This is a genomic window from Corallococcus carmarthensis (assembly GCF_003611695.1).
GTDB lineage: Bacteria > Myxococcota > Myxococcia > Myxococcales > Myxococcaceae > Corallococcus > Corallococcus carmarthensis.
This window is the reverse complement of record NZ_RAWE01000221.1, coordinates 1-16712: the sequence shown is the minus strand read 5'-3', so window position 1 is coordinate 16712 and position 16712 is coordinate 1. Positions and strand designations below refer to the sequence as shown.

Annotated in this window: 14 protein-coding genes; 8 read left to right on the top strand and 6 right to left on the bottom strand. The window is 69.3% G+C overall.

What is annotated here, in order from left to right; genetic code table 11:
* Positions 1 to 163: 163 nt before the first annotated feature.
* A complete protein-coding gene (locus tag D7X32_RS36660; protein WP_120607176.1) occupies positions 164 to 1978 on the top strand; it encodes a S8 family serine peptidase in 1815 nt (604 codons plus the stop codon).
* Positions 1975 to 2190, top strand: a complete 216-nt coding sequence (locus tag D7X32_RS36655; protein ID WP_120607175.1) for a DUF5818 domain-containing protein — start codon at positions 1975 to 1977, stop codon at positions 2188 to 2190. The genes D7X32_RS36660 and D7X32_RS36655 overlap by 4 nt, the downstream gene beginning before the upstream one ends.
* Before the next feature lie 33 nt (positions 2191 to 2223).
* On the opposite strand, the gene D7X32_RS36650 is transcribed toward D7X32_RS36655, so the two are convergent.
* The 6 genes from D7X32_RS36650 to dnaJ form a co-directional block, all read right to left on the bottom strand.
* Positions 2224 to 3396, bottom strand: a complete 1173-nt coding sequence (locus D7X32_RS36650) for a CPBP family intramembrane glutamic endopeptidase (RefSeq protein WP_244239384.1) — start codon at positions 3394 to 3396, stop codon at positions 2224 to 2226.
* A gap of 75 nt (positions 3397 to 3471) precedes the next feature.
* The gene (locus D7X32_RS36645) at positions 3472 to 6027 is read right to left on the bottom strand and encodes a 1-acyl-sn-glycerol-3-phosphate acyltransferase (RefSeq protein WP_120607174.1); all 2556 of its coding nucleotides are present in this window, start codon (positions 6025 to 6027) and stop codon (positions 3472 to 3474) included.
* Positions 6028 to 6041: 14 nt separating this feature from the next.
* Entirely contained in the window at positions 6042 to 7763 is a 1722-nt protein-coding gene (argS, locus tag D7X32_RS36640) for an arginine--tRNA ligase (protein WP_120607173.1), read from the bottom strand.
* 74 nt (positions 7764 to 7837) lie between these two features.
* Positions 7838 to 9538, bottom strand: a complete 1701-nt coding sequence (locus D7X32_RS36635; protein ID WP_120607178.1) for a hybrid sensor histidine kinase/response regulator — start codon at positions 9536 to 9538, stop codon at positions 7838 to 7840.
* Between the two features lie 143 nt (positions 9539 to 9681).
* Positions 9682 to 10410, bottom strand: coding sequence for a HEAT repeat domain-containing protein (locus tag D7X32_RS36630; RefSeq protein ID WP_120607172.1), 729 nt, complete (start codon positions 10408 to 10410; stop codon positions 9682 to 9684).
* Positions 10411 to 10490: 80 nt separating this feature from the next.
* Positions 10491 to 11675, bottom strand: a complete 1185-nt coding sequence (dnaJ, locus tag D7X32_RS36625; RefSeq protein ID WP_120607171.1) for a molecular chaperone DnaJ — start codon at positions 11673 to 11675, stop codon at positions 10491 to 10493.
* A 265-nt stretch (positions 11676 to 11940) separates the two neighbouring features.
* Here dnaJ and D7X32_RS36620 point away from each other — a divergent pair, with 265 nt between their 5' ends.
* From D7X32_RS36620 to D7X32_RS36595, 6 genes are all read left to right on the top strand, one after another.
* Positions 11941 to 12531 carry a hypothetical protein gene (locus D7X32_RS36620; RefSeq protein WP_244239383.1) on the top strand — a complete coding sequence of 197 codons (591 nt, stop codon included), beginning with the start codon at positions 11941 to 11943 and terminating at the stop codon, positions 12529 to 12531.
* Positions 12528 to 13022: a ribosomal protein S18-alanine N-acetyltransferase gene (gene rimI, locus D7X32_RS36615; RefSeq protein WP_120607170.1), complete on the top strand. Its 495-nt coding sequence runs from the start codon at positions 12528 to 12530 to the stop codon at positions 13020 to 13022. Before D7X32_RS36620 ends, rimI begins: the two co-directional genes overlap by 4 nt.
* Positions 13023 to 13244: 222 nt before the next feature.
* Positions 13245 to 13616, top strand: a complete 372-nt coding sequence (rpsL, locus tag D7X32_RS36610; protein WP_014395857.1) for a 30S ribosomal protein S12 — start codon at positions 13245 to 13247, stop codon at positions 13614 to 13616.
* Positions 13617 to 13786: 170 nt separating this feature from the next.
* Complete coding sequence (gene rpsG / locus D7X32_RS36605; RefSeq protein WP_014395858.1) at positions 13787 to 14257, top strand: 30S ribosomal protein S7; 471 nt, start codon at positions 13787 to 13789, stop codon at positions 14255 to 14257.
* Between the two features lie 109 nt (positions 14258 to 14366).
* Positions 14367 to 16448: an elongation factor G gene (gene fusA, locus D7X32_RS36600; protein ID WP_120607169.1), complete on the top strand. Its 2082-nt coding sequence runs from the start codon at positions 14367 to 14369 to the stop codon at positions 16446 to 16448.
* A gap of 139 nt (positions 16449 to 16587) precedes the next feature.
* A partial coding sequence (locus D7X32_RS36595; protein WP_233601620.1) for a GTP-binding protein occupies positions 16588 to 16712 on the top strand: 125 nt, incomplete at its 3' end.

Sequence of the window (16712 nt, the reverse complement as noted above, 5' to 3'; positions counted from 1 at the left end):
GGGTAGGGCAGGGCGTGCAAACCGTTGGACTTCTTCACGTTTCTTCATCCCCGGCGCCTTGCACGGCCGGCCGGGGGGCGGACAGACTGAAAGCGCAGACCCAATCGTCTCGCTGTGCGTTCGTAGTGGGTCTTCGAGGCGTCTTCGTTCAAGGAGTGTCCCGATGCGGATGAGGCGATGGAACGTGGTTCTCGCGGCGCTGGCCCTGTCGGCCTCGGCGTGCGCTTCCGCATCGCGGGAGCCGGAAGCACCCGCCGGGCAGGACCTGGCGGCAGCGCAGGCGGAAGTGGCCCAGGCGGTGGCGGAGGGCTCGGACGACGTGGTGTCCGGCGCCATCGTGGTGGACTTCAAGGATGGCACCACCAAGGAACAGTTCGACGCCTGGGAGCAGGAGTGGGGCGTGGACCTGGAGTTCAATTCCCTGGAAGGCCCCCGGACGGGCGTCACGCTGGCGGTGGGCGTGGACGGCGTGGAGGACGTGCTCCAGCGCATCCGCCAGAACCCGGCGGTGGAGTCCGCCGAGCCGCTCATGCAGTTGCGCACCAGCTACACGCCGAACGACCCCCAGTACGAAGCCCAGTGGAACCTCCGGATGATCGACATGCCGAAGGCCTGGGACGGCAACCGGGGCAAGGGCGTGGTGGTGGCGGTCATCGACACGGGCATCGCCTACGAGGACCACGACGACTTCAAGCAGGTTCCGGACCTGAAGGGCGTGTCGTTCGTGAAGGGCTATGACTTCGTCAACGACGACGAGCACGCCAACGACGATCACGGCCACGGCACGCACGTGGCGGGCACCATCGCGCAGGCCACCAACAACGGCGAGGGCGTGGCGGGCGTGGCGTTCGACGCGACGCTGATGCCGCTCAAGGTGCTGAACCACTTCGGCAGCGGCACCTCCGCGGACATCGCGGACGCCATCCGGTTCGCGGCGGACCACGACGCGAAGGTCATCAACATGTCGCTGGGCGGAGGCCTGTACTCGCAGGTCATGGCCAGCGCGGTGGAGTACGCGCGCAAGAAGGGCGTCACCGTGGTGGCCGCGGCGGGCAACACCGGGCGCGGCAAGGTGGAGTTCCCCGCGGCGTACCCGGGCGCGGTGGCGGTGAGCGCGGTGGGCCCGTCCGGTTCGCGCGCGCCGTACTCGTCCTACGGCAAGGAGCTGGACATCGCGGCGCCCGGTGGTGACAAGCGCCAGGGCGACTCGGGCGGCATCCTTCAGAACACCATCGACCCGCGCGACCCGTCGCGCTCCATCTACGCCTGGTACCAGGGCACCAGCATGGCCGCCCCGCACGTGGCCGCCGTCGCCGCGATGCTCTACGGCGCGGGCGCCACGACGCCGGACGAGGTGGAGCAGGCGCTCTACGTCGGCGCGAAGGTGACGGAGAACCAGGCCTGGTCGGAGGAGTACGGCCACGGCGTCCTCAACGCCAACGCGTCGCTGCAGGCCTTCAAGGGCGCGGGGCCCCGGTGGCCGTCGCTGGGCTGGGCCGCGGCGCTGCTCGCGCTGGTGCTGCTCACGCTGCGCGGCCGTGAGCGCCCGGGCTTCCTCAACGTGCTCTTCCGCCCGGCGTTCTTCGTCCCGCTGCTCCTCTCCACGGTGGGCTTCTTCTTCCTGCGCACCTGGTTCGCGGGCGCGGCGGGCACGGCCCAGGACGTGGTGAGCGTGGCGTCGCTGCCCATCCCGGACTGGCAGCGCATCATCTTCGGCCGGGGTGCGGTGAACCCGCTGTTCTACAGCGCGCTCATCCCCCTGGTGCTGTCGCTGCCGGCCATCGCGTGGCGGGGCTTCCGTCCGGCGGTGGGCGGCCTGGCGTTGGGGTTCGCGGGCTTCCTGGCCTACGCGGCGTGGGTGGGTGCTCCAGCGCTGGCGTGGATGCCCTTCACCTTCCTGGCGAAGCCGTGGCTGGGCTTCAACACGGTGGTGTGCCTCGTCATCGCTCGCGCGATGCTCAAGCGGGAGGACGCGTGAAGGTCTCCGGCACCGTGCAGTATCAGGACCTGGAGGGCGGCGTGTGGGTCCTGAAGGGCGACGACGGCCGGACGTACCAGCTCGCGGGCGGTGACCGGAAGATCAAGAAGGACGGTCAGCGCATCTCCGCCGAGGGCAGCATCCAGCGCGACACCGTCACCGCCGCGATGGTGGGGCCGGTGTTCCACGTCACCTCGTACAAGGCGGACTGAAAGGGGGCGCCGGAGGGAGCACCCCTCCGGCCCTCAGCGGCGGGGCTTGCCCTTGCCGGGGCCATTTGCCTCCGACTGCCGGAGCCGCTCTTCCTCATAGGCCTCCATGGGCACCTCGCCCCTGCGCACGGCATCGCGGAGCTGCCGCAGGGCCTTGCGCTCGGCCTGGAGCGCCGGATCCGCGTTCTTGCCCAGCGGCTCCACCGGGTGTTGCACGTCGTAGACGCTCAGGGACACGCCGCGCCCGTCCACGAGTCCCAGCGCCACCAGGGACAGTGTCGCGGCCGTCACCCAGGGCAGCAGCTGCACGGCGAAGAGGGGCACGGGCTTCGTGGCGCGAACCTCTTCGTCCCCGGGCAGCGTGCCGCGTCCCCACACAGCGGGGAAGTGGCGGGACGCGGCGCGCAGGCCCAGCAGCGCCGTCCAGCCCACGAGCGCCAGTCCCAGCACGGCGCGCCAGTCCGTCACGTCGTCCGTCGCCCCGTCCTTCGCGAGCCCCGAATGCGTGGCGACGAGGAACAGCACCGACGACACGATGTTGTTGGCCGCGTGCGCCGCGATGCCCGGCCACAGCGAACCGGTGCGCAGGAACAGCCAGCCGAACAGCAGCCCCAGCTCCGCCCGGGCGAGGAAGCCCACCGGATCCAGGTGGAACGCGCTGAACACCACGGACGTGATGATCAGCGCGCGCCAGGGCGACGCGGGGGCCGGTGGTGTCAGGGACCGCTGGAAGAGGCCTCGGAAGAAGACCTCCTCGCACAGCGGCGCGGCCACGGACACGCCACCCAGCAGTAGCGCCAGCTCCACCGGCGTCTGGCCCTCGAAGAGGCGCGAGGCGTCGAACATCTCGCGCAGCCACGCAGGGGCCACCTGCTGCGCGAGGAACTGCACGGGCACCACCACGGCGACGAAGTTGGCCACGCCCAGCAGGAATCCGAACAGGGTGGGCGGCCCCTGGAAGGGCGTGAGGCCCACGTACGCGGCGGGCCGGTACCCCGAGCGGCGCAGCATGATCCACGCGAGGCCCAGGAAGAGGAACACCTCCGTGAACCACACCCCGAAGGAGGGGTTGAGCAACTGGGTGAGGGCCCCCACCGTCACGAAGAGCCCGAAGGCCAGGGCCGCGGCGAGTGCGGGGTGGGGCGGCGACAGCGGCGCGGGGGCCTCCGCCGGCCGCGGGTCGCTGGGAGCTGAGGCTTCTTCCACCGTGTCGTCTCCTGACCCCTTCCGCCAGGCGGAAGGGGTGGGGTGCGGCGTTCGCTTCGGGAGGCGGGAAGGGACTCAGGCCCGGTGGAGGTAGCCGCGGATCTGCTCCGCGAGCGGGTTCTTCTGGGGCAGCTCCACCGCCGCGGCCGGGTCACTCATCCGCAGCTTCTTGTCCTCTTCCACGAGGATGCGCTGATCCAACAGGTACTCCACCGCGTTCTCCAGCGTCGTCTTCGCCAGCGACTCGGCGGCGGTGATGCGGCCGGCGTTGTACTCGCCGCGTCCCGTCTCCAGCGCCAGCTTGACGAACGTCTTGCGGTCGGTGGCCACGCCCACGGCCACATCCGGCAGCGTCATGGCGGCCAGCAGGTAGGCCTCCAGGAAGTCGCGCAGCAGGTCCGCCAGGAACTCCAGGTCCGGCTGGGCATGTGCCTCTGGCGCGCGCGTGAGCGTGTCGCCCTCGTGGATGACCAGGCCCATGCGCACGAGCCGCTCCACGCACTCGGCGAAGATGGTGTCGAACGACGCGCCCACCCGGTAGATGAACTCCACCTTGAAGAGGCGCGACAGGAACAGCGCGCGGGCCTTCACGGTGTCGTACGGCGCGGGCGTGCCCGCGAGCACCGCGTTGGCCACCAGGCTGCGCGCGGCCACCAGGTTCATCAGCGTGTTCTTGTAGAAGGACATCTCCGGGCGGCGCGCATCCTCCACCTGGTAGCTGACCTCACCGCGCGCCTCCTTCGTGCGCACCATCTCGTCGGAGATGAACTCGCGCATCGCGTCCTGGATGGGCCCCAGCGTCTCCGGATTGCTCGGCGCGTTCGCCAGCTCCTTGGACAGCCGCGCGCCGTCCTCGGAAGCGATGCGGCGCAGCAGGCTGATCCGGTCCGTCAGCTCGCGCTGGGTGAGGCCGCGGCGGCGGTGGGCCAGCAGCGACGCGCTGACCAGCGCGTGCGGCGTGACGGTGGAAACCTTGCTGATGCCGTACATCACGCGGTTGCCCAGCGCGCGCACCAGGCCCTTCTTCTGTTCGTCCGTCACCGGCTCCTGCGGCGACAGGCCACGCGCCTTCATGAACTCCACCAACGACAGCGGCTCGTCGAAGGTGAGGTGGATGCCTCCGTAGCGCGCCGCCAGCACCTTGGGCGTGCTCAAGAGGGCCTTGAGGTCCTCCGGCTTCTTCTCCCCGCCGGCCAGCTCCTTGGAATAGCTGCCGGACTCCACCACCTTCTCGTAGTCGATGGAGACGGGCACGAAGTAGAGGTCGTTGCGCGCGCCGTCCAGCACCGCCTCCACCTGCCACGTGAGCATGCCCAGCTTGGGCGTGAGCAGCTTGCCCGTGCGCGAGCGGCCCCCCTCGGGGAAGAACTCCTGGTGGATGCCGTCGTGCACCAGCTTCTTGATGTACGCCTTGAAGGACGCGGCGTAGACCTTGTCGCCCTTGAACGACCGGCGCAGGAAGAACGCGCCGCAGCGGCGGAACAGCGGGCCCAGGGGCCAGAAGGACAGGTTCGCGCCCGCGGCCACCAGCGGCGCGGTGTAGCCGCGGTTCCAGAGCACCCAGCTCATCACCAGGTAGTCCACGTGGCTCTTGTGGCTGGGGCAGAGCACCACCGGCGCCTTGCCCGCGGCCTTGAGCGCGCGATGCAGCCCCGCCTCGTCCACGCCGATGCCGTCGTAGATGCGGTTGAACACCCACTCCAGCATCGGCGCGATGAGCGCCAGCACGGAAGGGTTGGGCTTGGCCGCGATGGCCTCCAGGTTGCGCTTCGCCTCGCGCTGCACGCTCGCGGGCTTGCGGCCGGTGGCGGCGGCGTGCTCGTCCAGCACCTTGCGCAGCTGCCGGTCGCGCAGCGTCTCCTCGATGAGGCGGTCCGTGGGCTTCTGCGGCGGGCCGAACACCGCGCGCGTCTCCCGCGCCAGGAACACGTGCAGCGTGCTGCGCACCTTGCGCGCCAGCACCTCGTCGCTGACGCCCGGGTTCTCCTCGATGAAGCGGCGCAGGTCGATGGGCTCTCCCACGCGGAACTGCGCGCGCTTGTAGTTGCGGAAGAACGCCACCATGGAGTGCACGAAGCCCGGCGCCTCGGGGCTGCCGAACACCACGTCACGCCAGCCCGGCTTGAGCTTCGCGGGGCGCTTCTCCCAGACGAACAGCTCCGGCACCAGGAACACGGGCCGCTCGGAGCCGCGCGCCAGACGGACCAGCTGGGGGAAGGGGTCGTCGCGCGTCTCCTTGCCGGAGGCGTGCAGCAGCGCCGTGCGGCGCAGGAACACCAGGCCGCTGCCGCCCTGCTCGCGGGCGTAGCGGAAGCGCTCCTCCACCGCGCCGCCCTGGGCCGTCTGGCGCCAGGGTTTGGTGAACCACGGACGCAGGTTCACCACCGCGCGGATGGGCGGCATGGCCCGGCGGACCATGGCCCACGCGATGTAGAGGAAGTTGATCCACGCCGTGGTGCGCATGACGTGCACCACGAAGCCGCGGGCGCTGAGCGCACGCAGCTCGTTCTCGGCCTCGGGGGGAAAGTGCACCCCGTCGAAGTACCGTGCCCCGAGCACCCGGGACATGGGACCGAATTCCTCCTTCAAGGCTTCTCCTTGCGTCGCGGTCGGCGCCAGCGCGGTGTCCATCGCAGCCCCCCAGGCTACATGTTTTCCGGCGTCGGGATGCCCAGCAAGGTGAGCCCCGCCGCCAGGGTGATGCGCGTCGCGTCCGTGAGCGCCAACCGGGCCGCGCGCACCGCGTCATTCCCCTCCACGAGGATGCGCTTGTCCCGGTCCTTGTTGCCGGCCGTGTAGTAGCGGCTGTACGCCGCCGCCACGTCCAAGAGCAGCCGCGCCACCAGGCTGGGCTCGTACTGCTCCGCCGCCGCCTTCACCGTGTCCGGCAGCCGCATCAGCTCGCGCACCAGGGCCTGCTCCTCCGGGAGCGTGAGCAGGGCCGGGTCGTAGCTCGCCGGCACGCCGCCACCCTTGCGCAGCACGTTCGCGCTCCGGGCGTGCGCGTACTGGAGATAGGGCCCCGTGTGCCCCTCCAGGCTCGTCACCTCGTCCCAGTCGAACGTGTAGTCGCTGGCGCGGTTGTGCTTCAGGTCTCCGAAGACGATGGCGCCCAGGCCAATCTGCTCCGACAGCGCGTCCGCGTCCGTCGTCTCCAGGTTGCCCTGCGCGACGTTCTCCTTCACGCGCTGGAGCACGCGCTCCTTCGCCTCGTCCAGGACCTGATCCAGCTCCACCACCTGGCCCTTGCGCGTGCTCATGCCGTGGATGCGGCCGAACGGCACGTGCACGCACCGGTCCGCCCACGGCTGGCCCATCTCCGTCAGGGTGCGGAACACCTGGCGGAAGTGCAGCGCCTGGTCCTGCGCGACGACGTAGAGCGACTTGTCGAAGTTGAAGCGCGCGTAGCGGTCCTCGGCGGCGGCCAGGTCGCGCGTGGCGTAGAGCGTGCTGCCGTCGTTCTTCTTGAGCAGCACGGGCGGCTCGCCGTCCGCGTAGGGCATGTCCACGATGATGGCGCCCTGGGACTCCTTCACGCCGGGCTTCTTCGCGATCTGATCAATGACCGCGTCCATCTTGCCCTGGTAGCGGCTCTCTCCCTCGATGTGCTCGAAGTCGATGCCCATGCGCGCGTAGACGCGCTTGAAGCCCTTGAGGCTCGTCTCCCGGAACTGGTTCCAGAGCTTCATCGCCTCCGGCTCGTTGGCCTCCATGCGGCGGAAGAACTCGCGGGCCTTCTCGTCGAAGACGGGGTCCTCCGCGGCGCGCTTGTTCGCCTTGACGTACACCTCCACCAGGTGCGCCATGTCCTCGCGGCGCGCCTCGTCACCAAACTCCTTGAAGCCCACTGCCACGAGGCCGAACTGCTTGCCCCAGTCGCCCAGGTAGTTGACGCCCTCCACGCGCCAGCCCAGCGCGCGGTACAGGTTCGCGATGCAGTGGCCCAGGAACGTGGTGCGGATGTGGTGGAAGCCAATGGGCTTGGCGATGTTGGGCGACGAGTAGTCGATGACCACCGTCTTGCCCTTGCCGTCCTCCGCGTCGCTGCCGTAGGCCACGCCGGCCCGGCGCACGCCGTCGATGACCTCCTGGGTGAAGGGGAGGGGAAGGAAGCGCGCGTTGACATAGGGGCCCACGGCCTTCACCTCCAGGCCGGGGACCTGGAGCGTCTGCGCGAGCTGCGCGGCGATGGCGGGGGGCGCCTTCTTCTGCGCCTTGGCGAGAGGGAAGGTGGCGAAGCTCAGGTCGCCGTGCGCGGGTTCGGCGGGCTTGACCTGGGGCTCGATGTCGGCGGCGGGGACACCCAGGGCCCCGGCGAGGGCCTGGGCGAACGCGGCGCGGTAGCGGCTATAGACAGAAGTGCTCATGGACCGCGCGGATACTACCCAAGGCGGGGCGCCTTCCAGCCACCTCTTCTGTGGGGAAGGCGCCGGAGCGTCTTTCAGGTCACGGCAGGGCCGCGGCTCTTGGGCCGCACCACCGAGGCCACGGTGTCCAGCAGCTTGGGCAGCTTCAGCGGCTTCTCGAAGTACCCGTCGATGCGATCCGGCCCTTCACCCGAGGTGAGGGACGCGACGTCGCTCGCGCCAGAGATGATGTAGACGACCACGTCCGCCAGCGACTCCGTGGTGCGGATGTAGTGGAGCACGGAGCGTCCGTCCTCCCCGGACAGCCGCAGGTCCAGGAGCACCATGGCCGGCCGGATGTGGGACAGGATGGAGCGCGCCTCGGCGGCACCGGACGTGGCCATCACCCGGTAGCCCTCCTGCTCCAGCACCTGCTCCAGCACCTCGCGGCAGTCCACGTCGTCCTCCACCAGGAGGATGCCACCCGCCTTGGGCGTGGCCTGGTTCACGTCCGGGGCGCTCACGGCGCTCGCGAACAGGGGCAGGACCATCTGGAACGTGCTGCCCTCGCCCAGGATGCTGCTGGCGTCCACGCGGCCGCCGTGCAGCGCGACGATCTTGGCCACCAGCGGCAGGCCCAGGCCCGCGCCCGGCGGACGGGGCATGCCCGGCTGCGCGCGGTAGAACGAGTCGAACACGTGCTCCAGCGCCTCGGCCGTCATGCCCTGGCCGGAGTCCTTCACGGTGAGGATGCCCAGGCCCTCGCTGGACGACACACTCACCTCGACGACGTCGTCCGTCTCGCTGTGGTGGATGCCGTTCTCCACGAGGTTGTGGATGGCCTCTGAGATGCGCTCGCGGTCGCCGCGGACGAACACCTCCGGGCAGGGGGGAATCACCACGCGCACGCGGCTGTGCTCCGCGACGGCGCCCAGTCCCCGCACCACCTCTTCCGCCACGGCCTTGAGGCCGAAGGGGCGCTGGTTGAGCTGCATCTTCCCGGAGGACAGCCGGGACATCAGCACCAGGTCGTTCACCTGCTGCAGCAGCCGGTCCGCGTTGCGATCGCAGATCTGCACCGCGCGGCGCTGGCCGTCCGTCAGCGTGCCCAGCTTCTCCCGGCCCAGCATGGCCAGGTAGGCCTTGATGGTGGTGAGCGGGTTCTTCAAGTCATGGGACACGTTGCCGAGCAGCTCCTCGCGGTTCTGCTCCAGGCTCTTGAGGCCCGCGATGGCTGTCTGCAGGTCCTTGTTGCGCCGGGCGCTGTCGTCGCGAAGCCGGGCCACCTCGTAGGCGGCGGTGAGCTGCGACGCCAGGGACTGCATCAGGACGTCGGACGCCTTCCTGCGCGCGCCCAGCACCACGAGCACGCCCGTCACGCCCTGCGGCCCGTCCAGGGGCACGGCGACGGTGTCGTCCTCGCGCAGCAGCACCTTGTCGGTGAAGCACCGGCCCACCACGCCCTCGCCCGGAACGGCGGCGGTGACGCGCTCGTCGTAGCGTCCGCGCACGTGCTCCACGTGCAGCTGGTTGCGCGACGGGAAGTGGCGCGCGACGTAGCAGACCTTCGGCTTGAGCAGCGTGTGGAGCGTCTGCAGCTGCGCTCGCAGGGCCTCGGTGGGGCCCGCGTTGTCGGTGAGCTGCCGGCCCATCTCCAGCAACGCCTGGGCGGCGGTGTCCGTGTCCACGGGCGGCGGCGGTTTGGCCGTCCGCTTCGGTGGAGCCTTCTTCGCGATGGTGGCGGGGCGCAGCGGAACCACCTCTGCGAGCTGCGGACCCTTCTTCTTCGATGGCACGCGTGAATCCTGCTTCATGTTCCGCGTGGGAGGGAACCTCACCGAAGCCAGGCGCCTTCCACCAACGCCGAGCGTGTCAGGTGCCCGACAGCCCCCTGGCCCCTTCGGCCGGGCCTACATCGCATGGCCGCCCGGGTGTTCGCTCAAGGACGTCGCTGGATCCGGCCGTCCTTGTCCAGGCTGTAGGGCTCCACGAGGGCGGCCTGCACCTTCTCCTGGTAGCCCTGCACGCCGAACCCACTCTCCGCCAGGGCCGCCAGCGCCACGGTCTGCACGCGGCGCGCGGTGTCCTCATTGGTGAGCAGCTTGAGCAGGGGCTCGCGCGCCGGCTCGTACTTCAGGGGCCCCAGGACGTTGATGGCGGCGATCTTCACATCGTCGGACATGTCCTCAAGGAAGGGGAGGACAGCCGGGGCCACGCGCGGATCCTGCTTGCCCAGCACGTGGTGGAGCAGGACGACCTTCTTCTCCGGGTCGCGCGTGTAGCGGGAGGACAGGTGCTGGAGCGTGTCGATGATGACGCCCATGAGCGCGTCCTCCGCGAGCAGCTCCTGGAGGATGCGCAGCGCCCAGGACGTGGCCTGATCGCCCGTCTTGAGGAAGGCGCTCACCGGCGCGACGGCGTCCTGGCCGAAGTGCTTGATGAGCTCGAAGGTGTGCTCCTTCTCGTCCGCGTCGGTGGTGAGCGGGTCCACGGTGATGGTGAACCGGCTGAGCAGCACCGTGACGGCCTCGGGGTACTTCATCTCCCCCAACTGCTGCAGGGCCTTCTGCCGCGTGGACGGCTCCCCGTACTTCTGGGTCACCTTGGACTTGAGCTTGAGGGCTTTTTCGGGGCCCGAGCCGCCCGTGAGGAAATCGAAGAGACCCATAGGTACGTACCCGCTCCGGATTCGGAAGGTGGAGGCGCCATGTAGGACGGTGCGCCTTCCAGGACAAGTGGCAACGACAACTACAACGACAGCTCCCGGCGCACGTCGCCCCGGTAGGCCCGCGACAGCGTCTCCGCGGCGGCCCGGACCTCGTCCGTGGCCTCCTCGGGGACCTTCACCTGGAGCAGCAGGTACATGTCGCCCGGAGCCCCGCCCCGGAGCGAAGGGACGCCGCGCCCCTTGAGCCGCATCTTGCGGCCGGACTGCGAACCCGGAGGCACCTTCAGCGTCACCTCACCCTGGAAGGTGGGCACGCGCACCTCGCCGCCCAACAGCGCCTCGGACACCGTCACCGGCAGGTCCAGGTAGAGGTCATCGCCCTCGCGGCGCACCAGCGGGTGCTCGGCCACCTCCGTCTCGATGTAGAGGTCCCCTGGAGGGCCGCCCTGGATGCCTGCCGCGCCCTGACCGGCCAGCCGCACCTTGGACCCGGTGATGACGCCCGCCGGAATCTTCACCGTCAGCCGGGTCGTCTCCTCCTTGATGCCGCTGCCGCCGCACTGGGAGCAGGGCTCCGGGGCCTTCCCGCTGCCGCGGCAGGTGGGGCACACCCCGGATCCACCGAACATGGCCCCGCCCCGCCGGGCCCGGCCCGTGCCGTTGCAGGTGGGGCACGTCACGAGCTTCCCCGTGTTGCCCTCGCCGTGGCACTTGGAGCAGCGGCCCGGGCGCTGGAGGGTGAGGGTTCGCTCGGTGCCGGTGACTGCCTCCGCGAGGGAGACCTGCACGCGGGTCGTCAGGTCGTCGCCGCGCTCGGCCGCCGTGGACCGGCTGCCACCCCGGCCCCGGCTGAAGAGGTCGTTGATGTCGAAGCCGCCTGCGCCGCCTCCACCCGCGCCCGCGCGCCCGAAGATGTCGTTGAAGAGGTCCCCCAGGTCCACGCCCTCGGTGCTGAAGGGGATGCCACCGCCTCCGCTGCCCCCGGCCGCCTGGGCGGCGCGGTACTGGCGGTAGGCCGCGGCCTTCTTCTCGTCGAAGCCGATCTTCTCCGCGTCCTCGCCGAACTCGTCGTAGAGCGCGCGCTTCTTCGCATCGCCCAGGACCTCGAAGGCGGTGTTGATGCGCTTGAACTTCTCCTCCGCGCCCTTGTCGCCCGGGTTGACGTCGGGGTGGTGCTGGCGCGCGAGCTTGCGGAAGGCCTTCTTGAGGTCGTCCGCCGAGGCCGTCCGTGGCACGCCCAGAATCTGGTAGTAGTCGTCAGCCATAGGTTTTGAGGGTGGTGCAGTACCCGACAAGGGAGAACGTAACCAGCGGGGCGGTGAGCGCCAGCACGGGATGTCCGGACAGGGCCGCGATGGTTACAGTCGCCGGAAGATGAGGAAGGCCATGCCAGCACCGCGCCCCCGCCGGCCGGCCCCTCTGTGGCTGGCGTGCGGACTGCTCCCTGCGGCTCTGGGGACTGCCCTGGGGTCCGGGGCGACCGCCCACGCCGCCCCACCTCCGCCCGCTCCCGTCGTGGAGGAGGGCAGGGTGGTGGATCGGGTCGTGGCGGTCATCGAGGGCCAAGTCCTCACCCAGAGCGAATTGGAGATGGAGGCCCGGGTGGCCCTGATCCAGCGAGGGGCCGTGCAGGCCGCCGCCCTGCCGCTGGATGAGCAGACGCTCCGGGGGGCCCTGGAGCTGTCCATCAACCAGCGCCTCCAGGTCCTGAGCGCGGACCGCCTGCAGGCCTTCCCGGCCGAACCGGCGGACGTGGAGGCCCGGTTGGACGCCTTCCGCGCGCGGCTCGGTGGGGAGGAGGCGCTCCAGCGATTCCTCGCCCGGCACGACGTGGACCGTGACGCCCTGGAGGCCGTGCTGGCGCGGGGGCTCCGGGCGGAGCGAATCCTCGATAGTCGGGTCCGGTTGAAGGCACAGGTGAGCGAGGCGGAGGTCCGTCACCATTATGACGCGCACCGGGACCTGTACCCTGGTGAGTTCGATCAGGCGGCGCGCACGGCCATCCGCGAGGAGCTGGTGCGGGCGCGCTACGGGGAGCTGGCGGCCCAGGCCCTGGCTGAAGTACGCAGGTCGGCGCAGGTGCGGCGGGTGGCGCCCTTCGCAAGGGAGGCACGGCGATGAGACGGCTGCGGGAGGACGGGACGCCCGACAAGGGGAAGGGCTTCCTCATCCGGCAGATGACCGTGGCCGACATGCCAGCGGTGATGGCGCTGGAGAAGGCGTCCTTCAAGAACCCCTGGTCCACGGAGCTGCTCGGGCGCGAGCTCCAGCACGACTGGTCCACCATCCTCCTCGTGGAAGAGCCGCTGCCCGAAGGCGGCGTGGAGCTCCTGGGCCTAGCCATCTTCTGGATCGTCCATGACGAAGTCCACGTCCTCAACGTCGCCACCGCGCCGGTGCACCGCCGCCGGGGCGTCGCACGCGTCGTGATGGAGGAGGTGCTTCGCCGGGGCGTGGCGCGGCGCTGTTCCCTGGCCACCCTGGAGGTGCGCCGGGGCAACGAATCCGCCCTCAACCTCTACCGCTCGCTGGGCTTCCGGCCGGTCGGCGTCCGCCCGAACTACTACGTGGACGAGGGCGAGGACGCGATCGTGATGGTCCTCGACTTCTAGGGGCGTAAGGGAGTAGAGCGTCCGGCCGTCGTCGCAGTCCCAGGTTTTTCGGGTGTGAGGGGAATGCACCCGGGTCCTCTGGCCGGTTCTGGCCCAGGGGCAAGCCATGCTTGACACCCGGGGGGCCCTCCCTATACTCGCGGGCCTTTTGTGTAGCCTGTAGGTAGATATGCTCCGCTCCGTGTAGCCGGAAGCGGGGTCCCCATCGAAGAAGAGGTTTCAGTGCCGACCATCAGCCAGCTCGTCCGCAAGGGCCGCGAGAAGCTCAACATCAAGGGCAAGAGCCCTGCCCTGAAGGAGTGCCCCCAGAAGCGCGGTGTGTGCACGCGCGTCTACACCACGACCCCGAAGAAGCCGAACTCGGCCCTCCGCAAGGTGGCCCGCGTGCGTCTCACCAACGGCATCGAGGTCACCTCCTACATCCCCGGCGTGGGTCACAACCTCCAGGAGCACTCGGTGGTCATGATCCGCGGTGGCCGTGTGAAGGACCTCCCGGGCGTTCGCTACCACATCATCCGCGGCACGCTGGACTCCGTGGGCGTTGCCGGTCGCAAGCAGAGCCGCTCCAAGTACGGCGCCAAGCGCCCGAGCTAGTCCGGTTCTCCCGCGCGTCGTTGGCGCGGAACACCTTCGCGGTACCTGAAGCAGTGTTGGACGCTGGCCCCACACCCTGGGGAGTGTCCCTGGAAGTTCAAAGTTGTCGTTCTTGAAGCCCCTGAACAAGGCTTCCCTCAAAGCGAGGGGAGTGGGGCGTAAGGGAAGAGATGCCTCGTCGTCGCGTAGTCGCCAAGCGGAAGATTCTCCCGGATCCGAAGTTCCAGGACCGGCTCGTCACCAAGTTCGTCAACGACCTGATGCGCAAGGGGAAGAAGTCCATCGCGGAGGGCGTGTGCTACGGCGCCTTCGCCCTCATGGAGGAGCGCGCGAAGGAAGACCCCCTCAAGACGTTCAAGAAGGCCCTGGACAACGTCAAGCCCGTCCTCGAGGTGAAGAGCCGCCGCGTCGGTGGCGCCACCTACCAGGTCCCCGTGGAGGTCCGTCAGGACCGCCGCGTCGCGCTGGGCATGCGCTGGATCATCTCCTACGCCAAGGCGCGTGGTGAGAAGACCATGCAGGAGAAGCTGGCCGGCGAGATCATGGACGCCGCCAACAACCGCGGGAACGCGGTGAAGAAGCGTGAAGACACGCACAAGATGGCGGAGGCCAACAAGGCCTTCGCGCACTACCGCTGGTAGGTCCCGAAAGGGGCTTCGCGGTTGCCGCCCGGATGCGCTGCCAGCGTCCGGGCGGTTTTGTTTGTCAGCCCTGGCAGAAGCCTAAGAGACGTCCGGAAGGAACCGAGTCATGGCCCGTGAGTTCCCCCTCGAGCGCTACCGCAACATCGGCATCATGGCGCACATCGATGCCGGCAAGACGACCACCACCGAGCGGATCCTGTTCTACACAGGCGCCATCCACAAGATGGGCGAGGTGCACGAAGGCACCACCACCACGGACTGGATGGTCCAGGAGCGCGAGCGCGGCATCACCATCACCTCCGCGGCCATCAGCGCCTTCTGGGAGCGGACGGGCCAGCGCTACCGCGTGAACATCATCGACACGCCGGGCCACGTGGACTTCACCATCGAGGTGGAGCGCTCGCTGCGCGTGCTCGACGGCGCCATCGCCGTGTTCGACGCGGTCAACGGCGTGGAGCCCCAGTCGGAGACGGTGTGGCGCCAGGCGGACCGCTACAAGGTCCCGCGCATCTGCTTCATCAACAAGATGGACCGCGTGGGCGCGGACTTCGAGATGTCCGTCGGCACCATCAAGGAGAAGCTGGGCGCGCGTCCCGTGCGCATGCAGCTGCCCCTGGGCAGCGAGGACAAGCTCAAGGGCGTCATCGACCTGGTGCGCATGAAGGCGCTGGTGTTCCAGGACGGGGAGCAGGGCAGCCGCTTCGACATCGTGGACATCCCGGCGGACTACCAGGATGCGGCGTCCGCCGCGCGTGGCGAGCTGCTGGAGGCCGCGGCGGAGCAGGACGACGCGCTCACGGAGAAGTTCCTCAACGGCGATGAGCTGACCGAAGAGGAAGTGCGCGGTGCCATCCGCAAGGGCTGTGTCGGGCTGAAGCTGTTCCCGGTGTTCTGCGGCTCGGCGTTCCGCCACAAGGGCGTACAGCCGCTGCTGGACGCGGTGGTGGACTACCTGCCCAGCCCGCTGGACATCCCGCCGGTGCACGGCAAGACGCCCAAGGGCGAGGACGCCGTGCGCGAGACGCGCGACGACGCGCCCTTCAGCGCGCTGGCGTTCAAGATCATGAACGACCCGTCCTTCTCCTCGCAGACGCTGACGTTCCTGCGCGTCTACTCGGGGAAGCTGGAGGCGGGTACGGCAGTGTGGAACTCCGTGAAGGGCAAGCGCGAGCGCGTCAGCCGGCTCGTGCAGATGCGCGCGGACAAGAAGGACGAACTGACGGAGTGCTACGCCGGCGACATCTGCGCGGTGGTGGGCCTGAAGCTCGCGACCACGGGCGACACGCTCTGTGACGACAAGCAGCCTGTCATCCTGGAGCGGATGGAGTTCCCCGAGCCGGTCATCGACATCGCCATCGAGCCGAAGTCCACCGCGGACCAGGACAAGATCATCCAGGCCCTGCAGCGGCTGGCCATGGAGGACCCGTCCTTCCGCGTGCGCACCAACGAGGAGACGGGGCAGACGCTCATCGCCGGCATGGGCGAGCTGCACCTCGAAATCATCGTCGACCGCCTCCTGCGCGAGTTCAAGGTGGACGCGAACATCGGCAAGCCGCAGGTGGCCTACCGCGAGACGGTGACGGGGACGAAGGACGCGGAGGGCAAGTACATCCGCCAGGCGGGCGGCAAGGGGCAGTACGGCCACATCAACCTGCGAGTGTCCCCCAACGAGCCCGGCAAGGGCTTCGAGTTCGTCAACAGCATCACCGGCGGCGCCGTGTCCAAGGAGTTCGTGGACGCCGCACGCGACGGCGCGAAGGAGGCCATGCAGAACGGCCCCGTCGCCGGCTACCCCATGGTGGACGTGAAGGTAGAGGCCTACGACGGCTCCATGCACGACGTGGACTCGTCGGAGATGGCGTTCAAGATCGCCGGCTCCATGGCCTTCAAGGACGCGGTCCGTGCGGCGAACCCGGTCCTCCTGGAGCCCATCATGGCCACGGAGGTCGTCACCCCGGAGGCCGCCATGGGCGACGTCATCGGCGACCTGAACGGCCGGCGCGGCAAGATTCTGGGCATGACGCCCCGGCCTGGCGGCGTGCAGGCCATCCAGGCGGAGGTGCCCCTGGCCGCCATGTTCGGGTACTCGACCGACCTGCGCAGCAAGAGCCAGGGAAGGGCGACCTACACCATGCAGTTCAAGCACTACGCACCCGCGCCCAAGTCAGCGCTCAACCCGAGCTACTGACCTCCCGCCCGCAGGGGGAGCCGCCGGGCGAATTCTGTTGACGTTCCAGCGGCTTTGAAGCACACGCAGCACCCCTCGGAAGTTCTCTCGAAGTCCTATACCGCCGGGGTTGCACTGGCGGCGTCGTGAGGAGCGGTTCATGTCCAAGGAAAAGTTCGATCGCAGCCTGCCCCACGTGAACATCGGAACGATTGGGCACGTGGACCACGGCAAGACGTCGCTGACGGCGGCCATCACGAAGGTGCTGGCGAAGTCGGGCGGCGC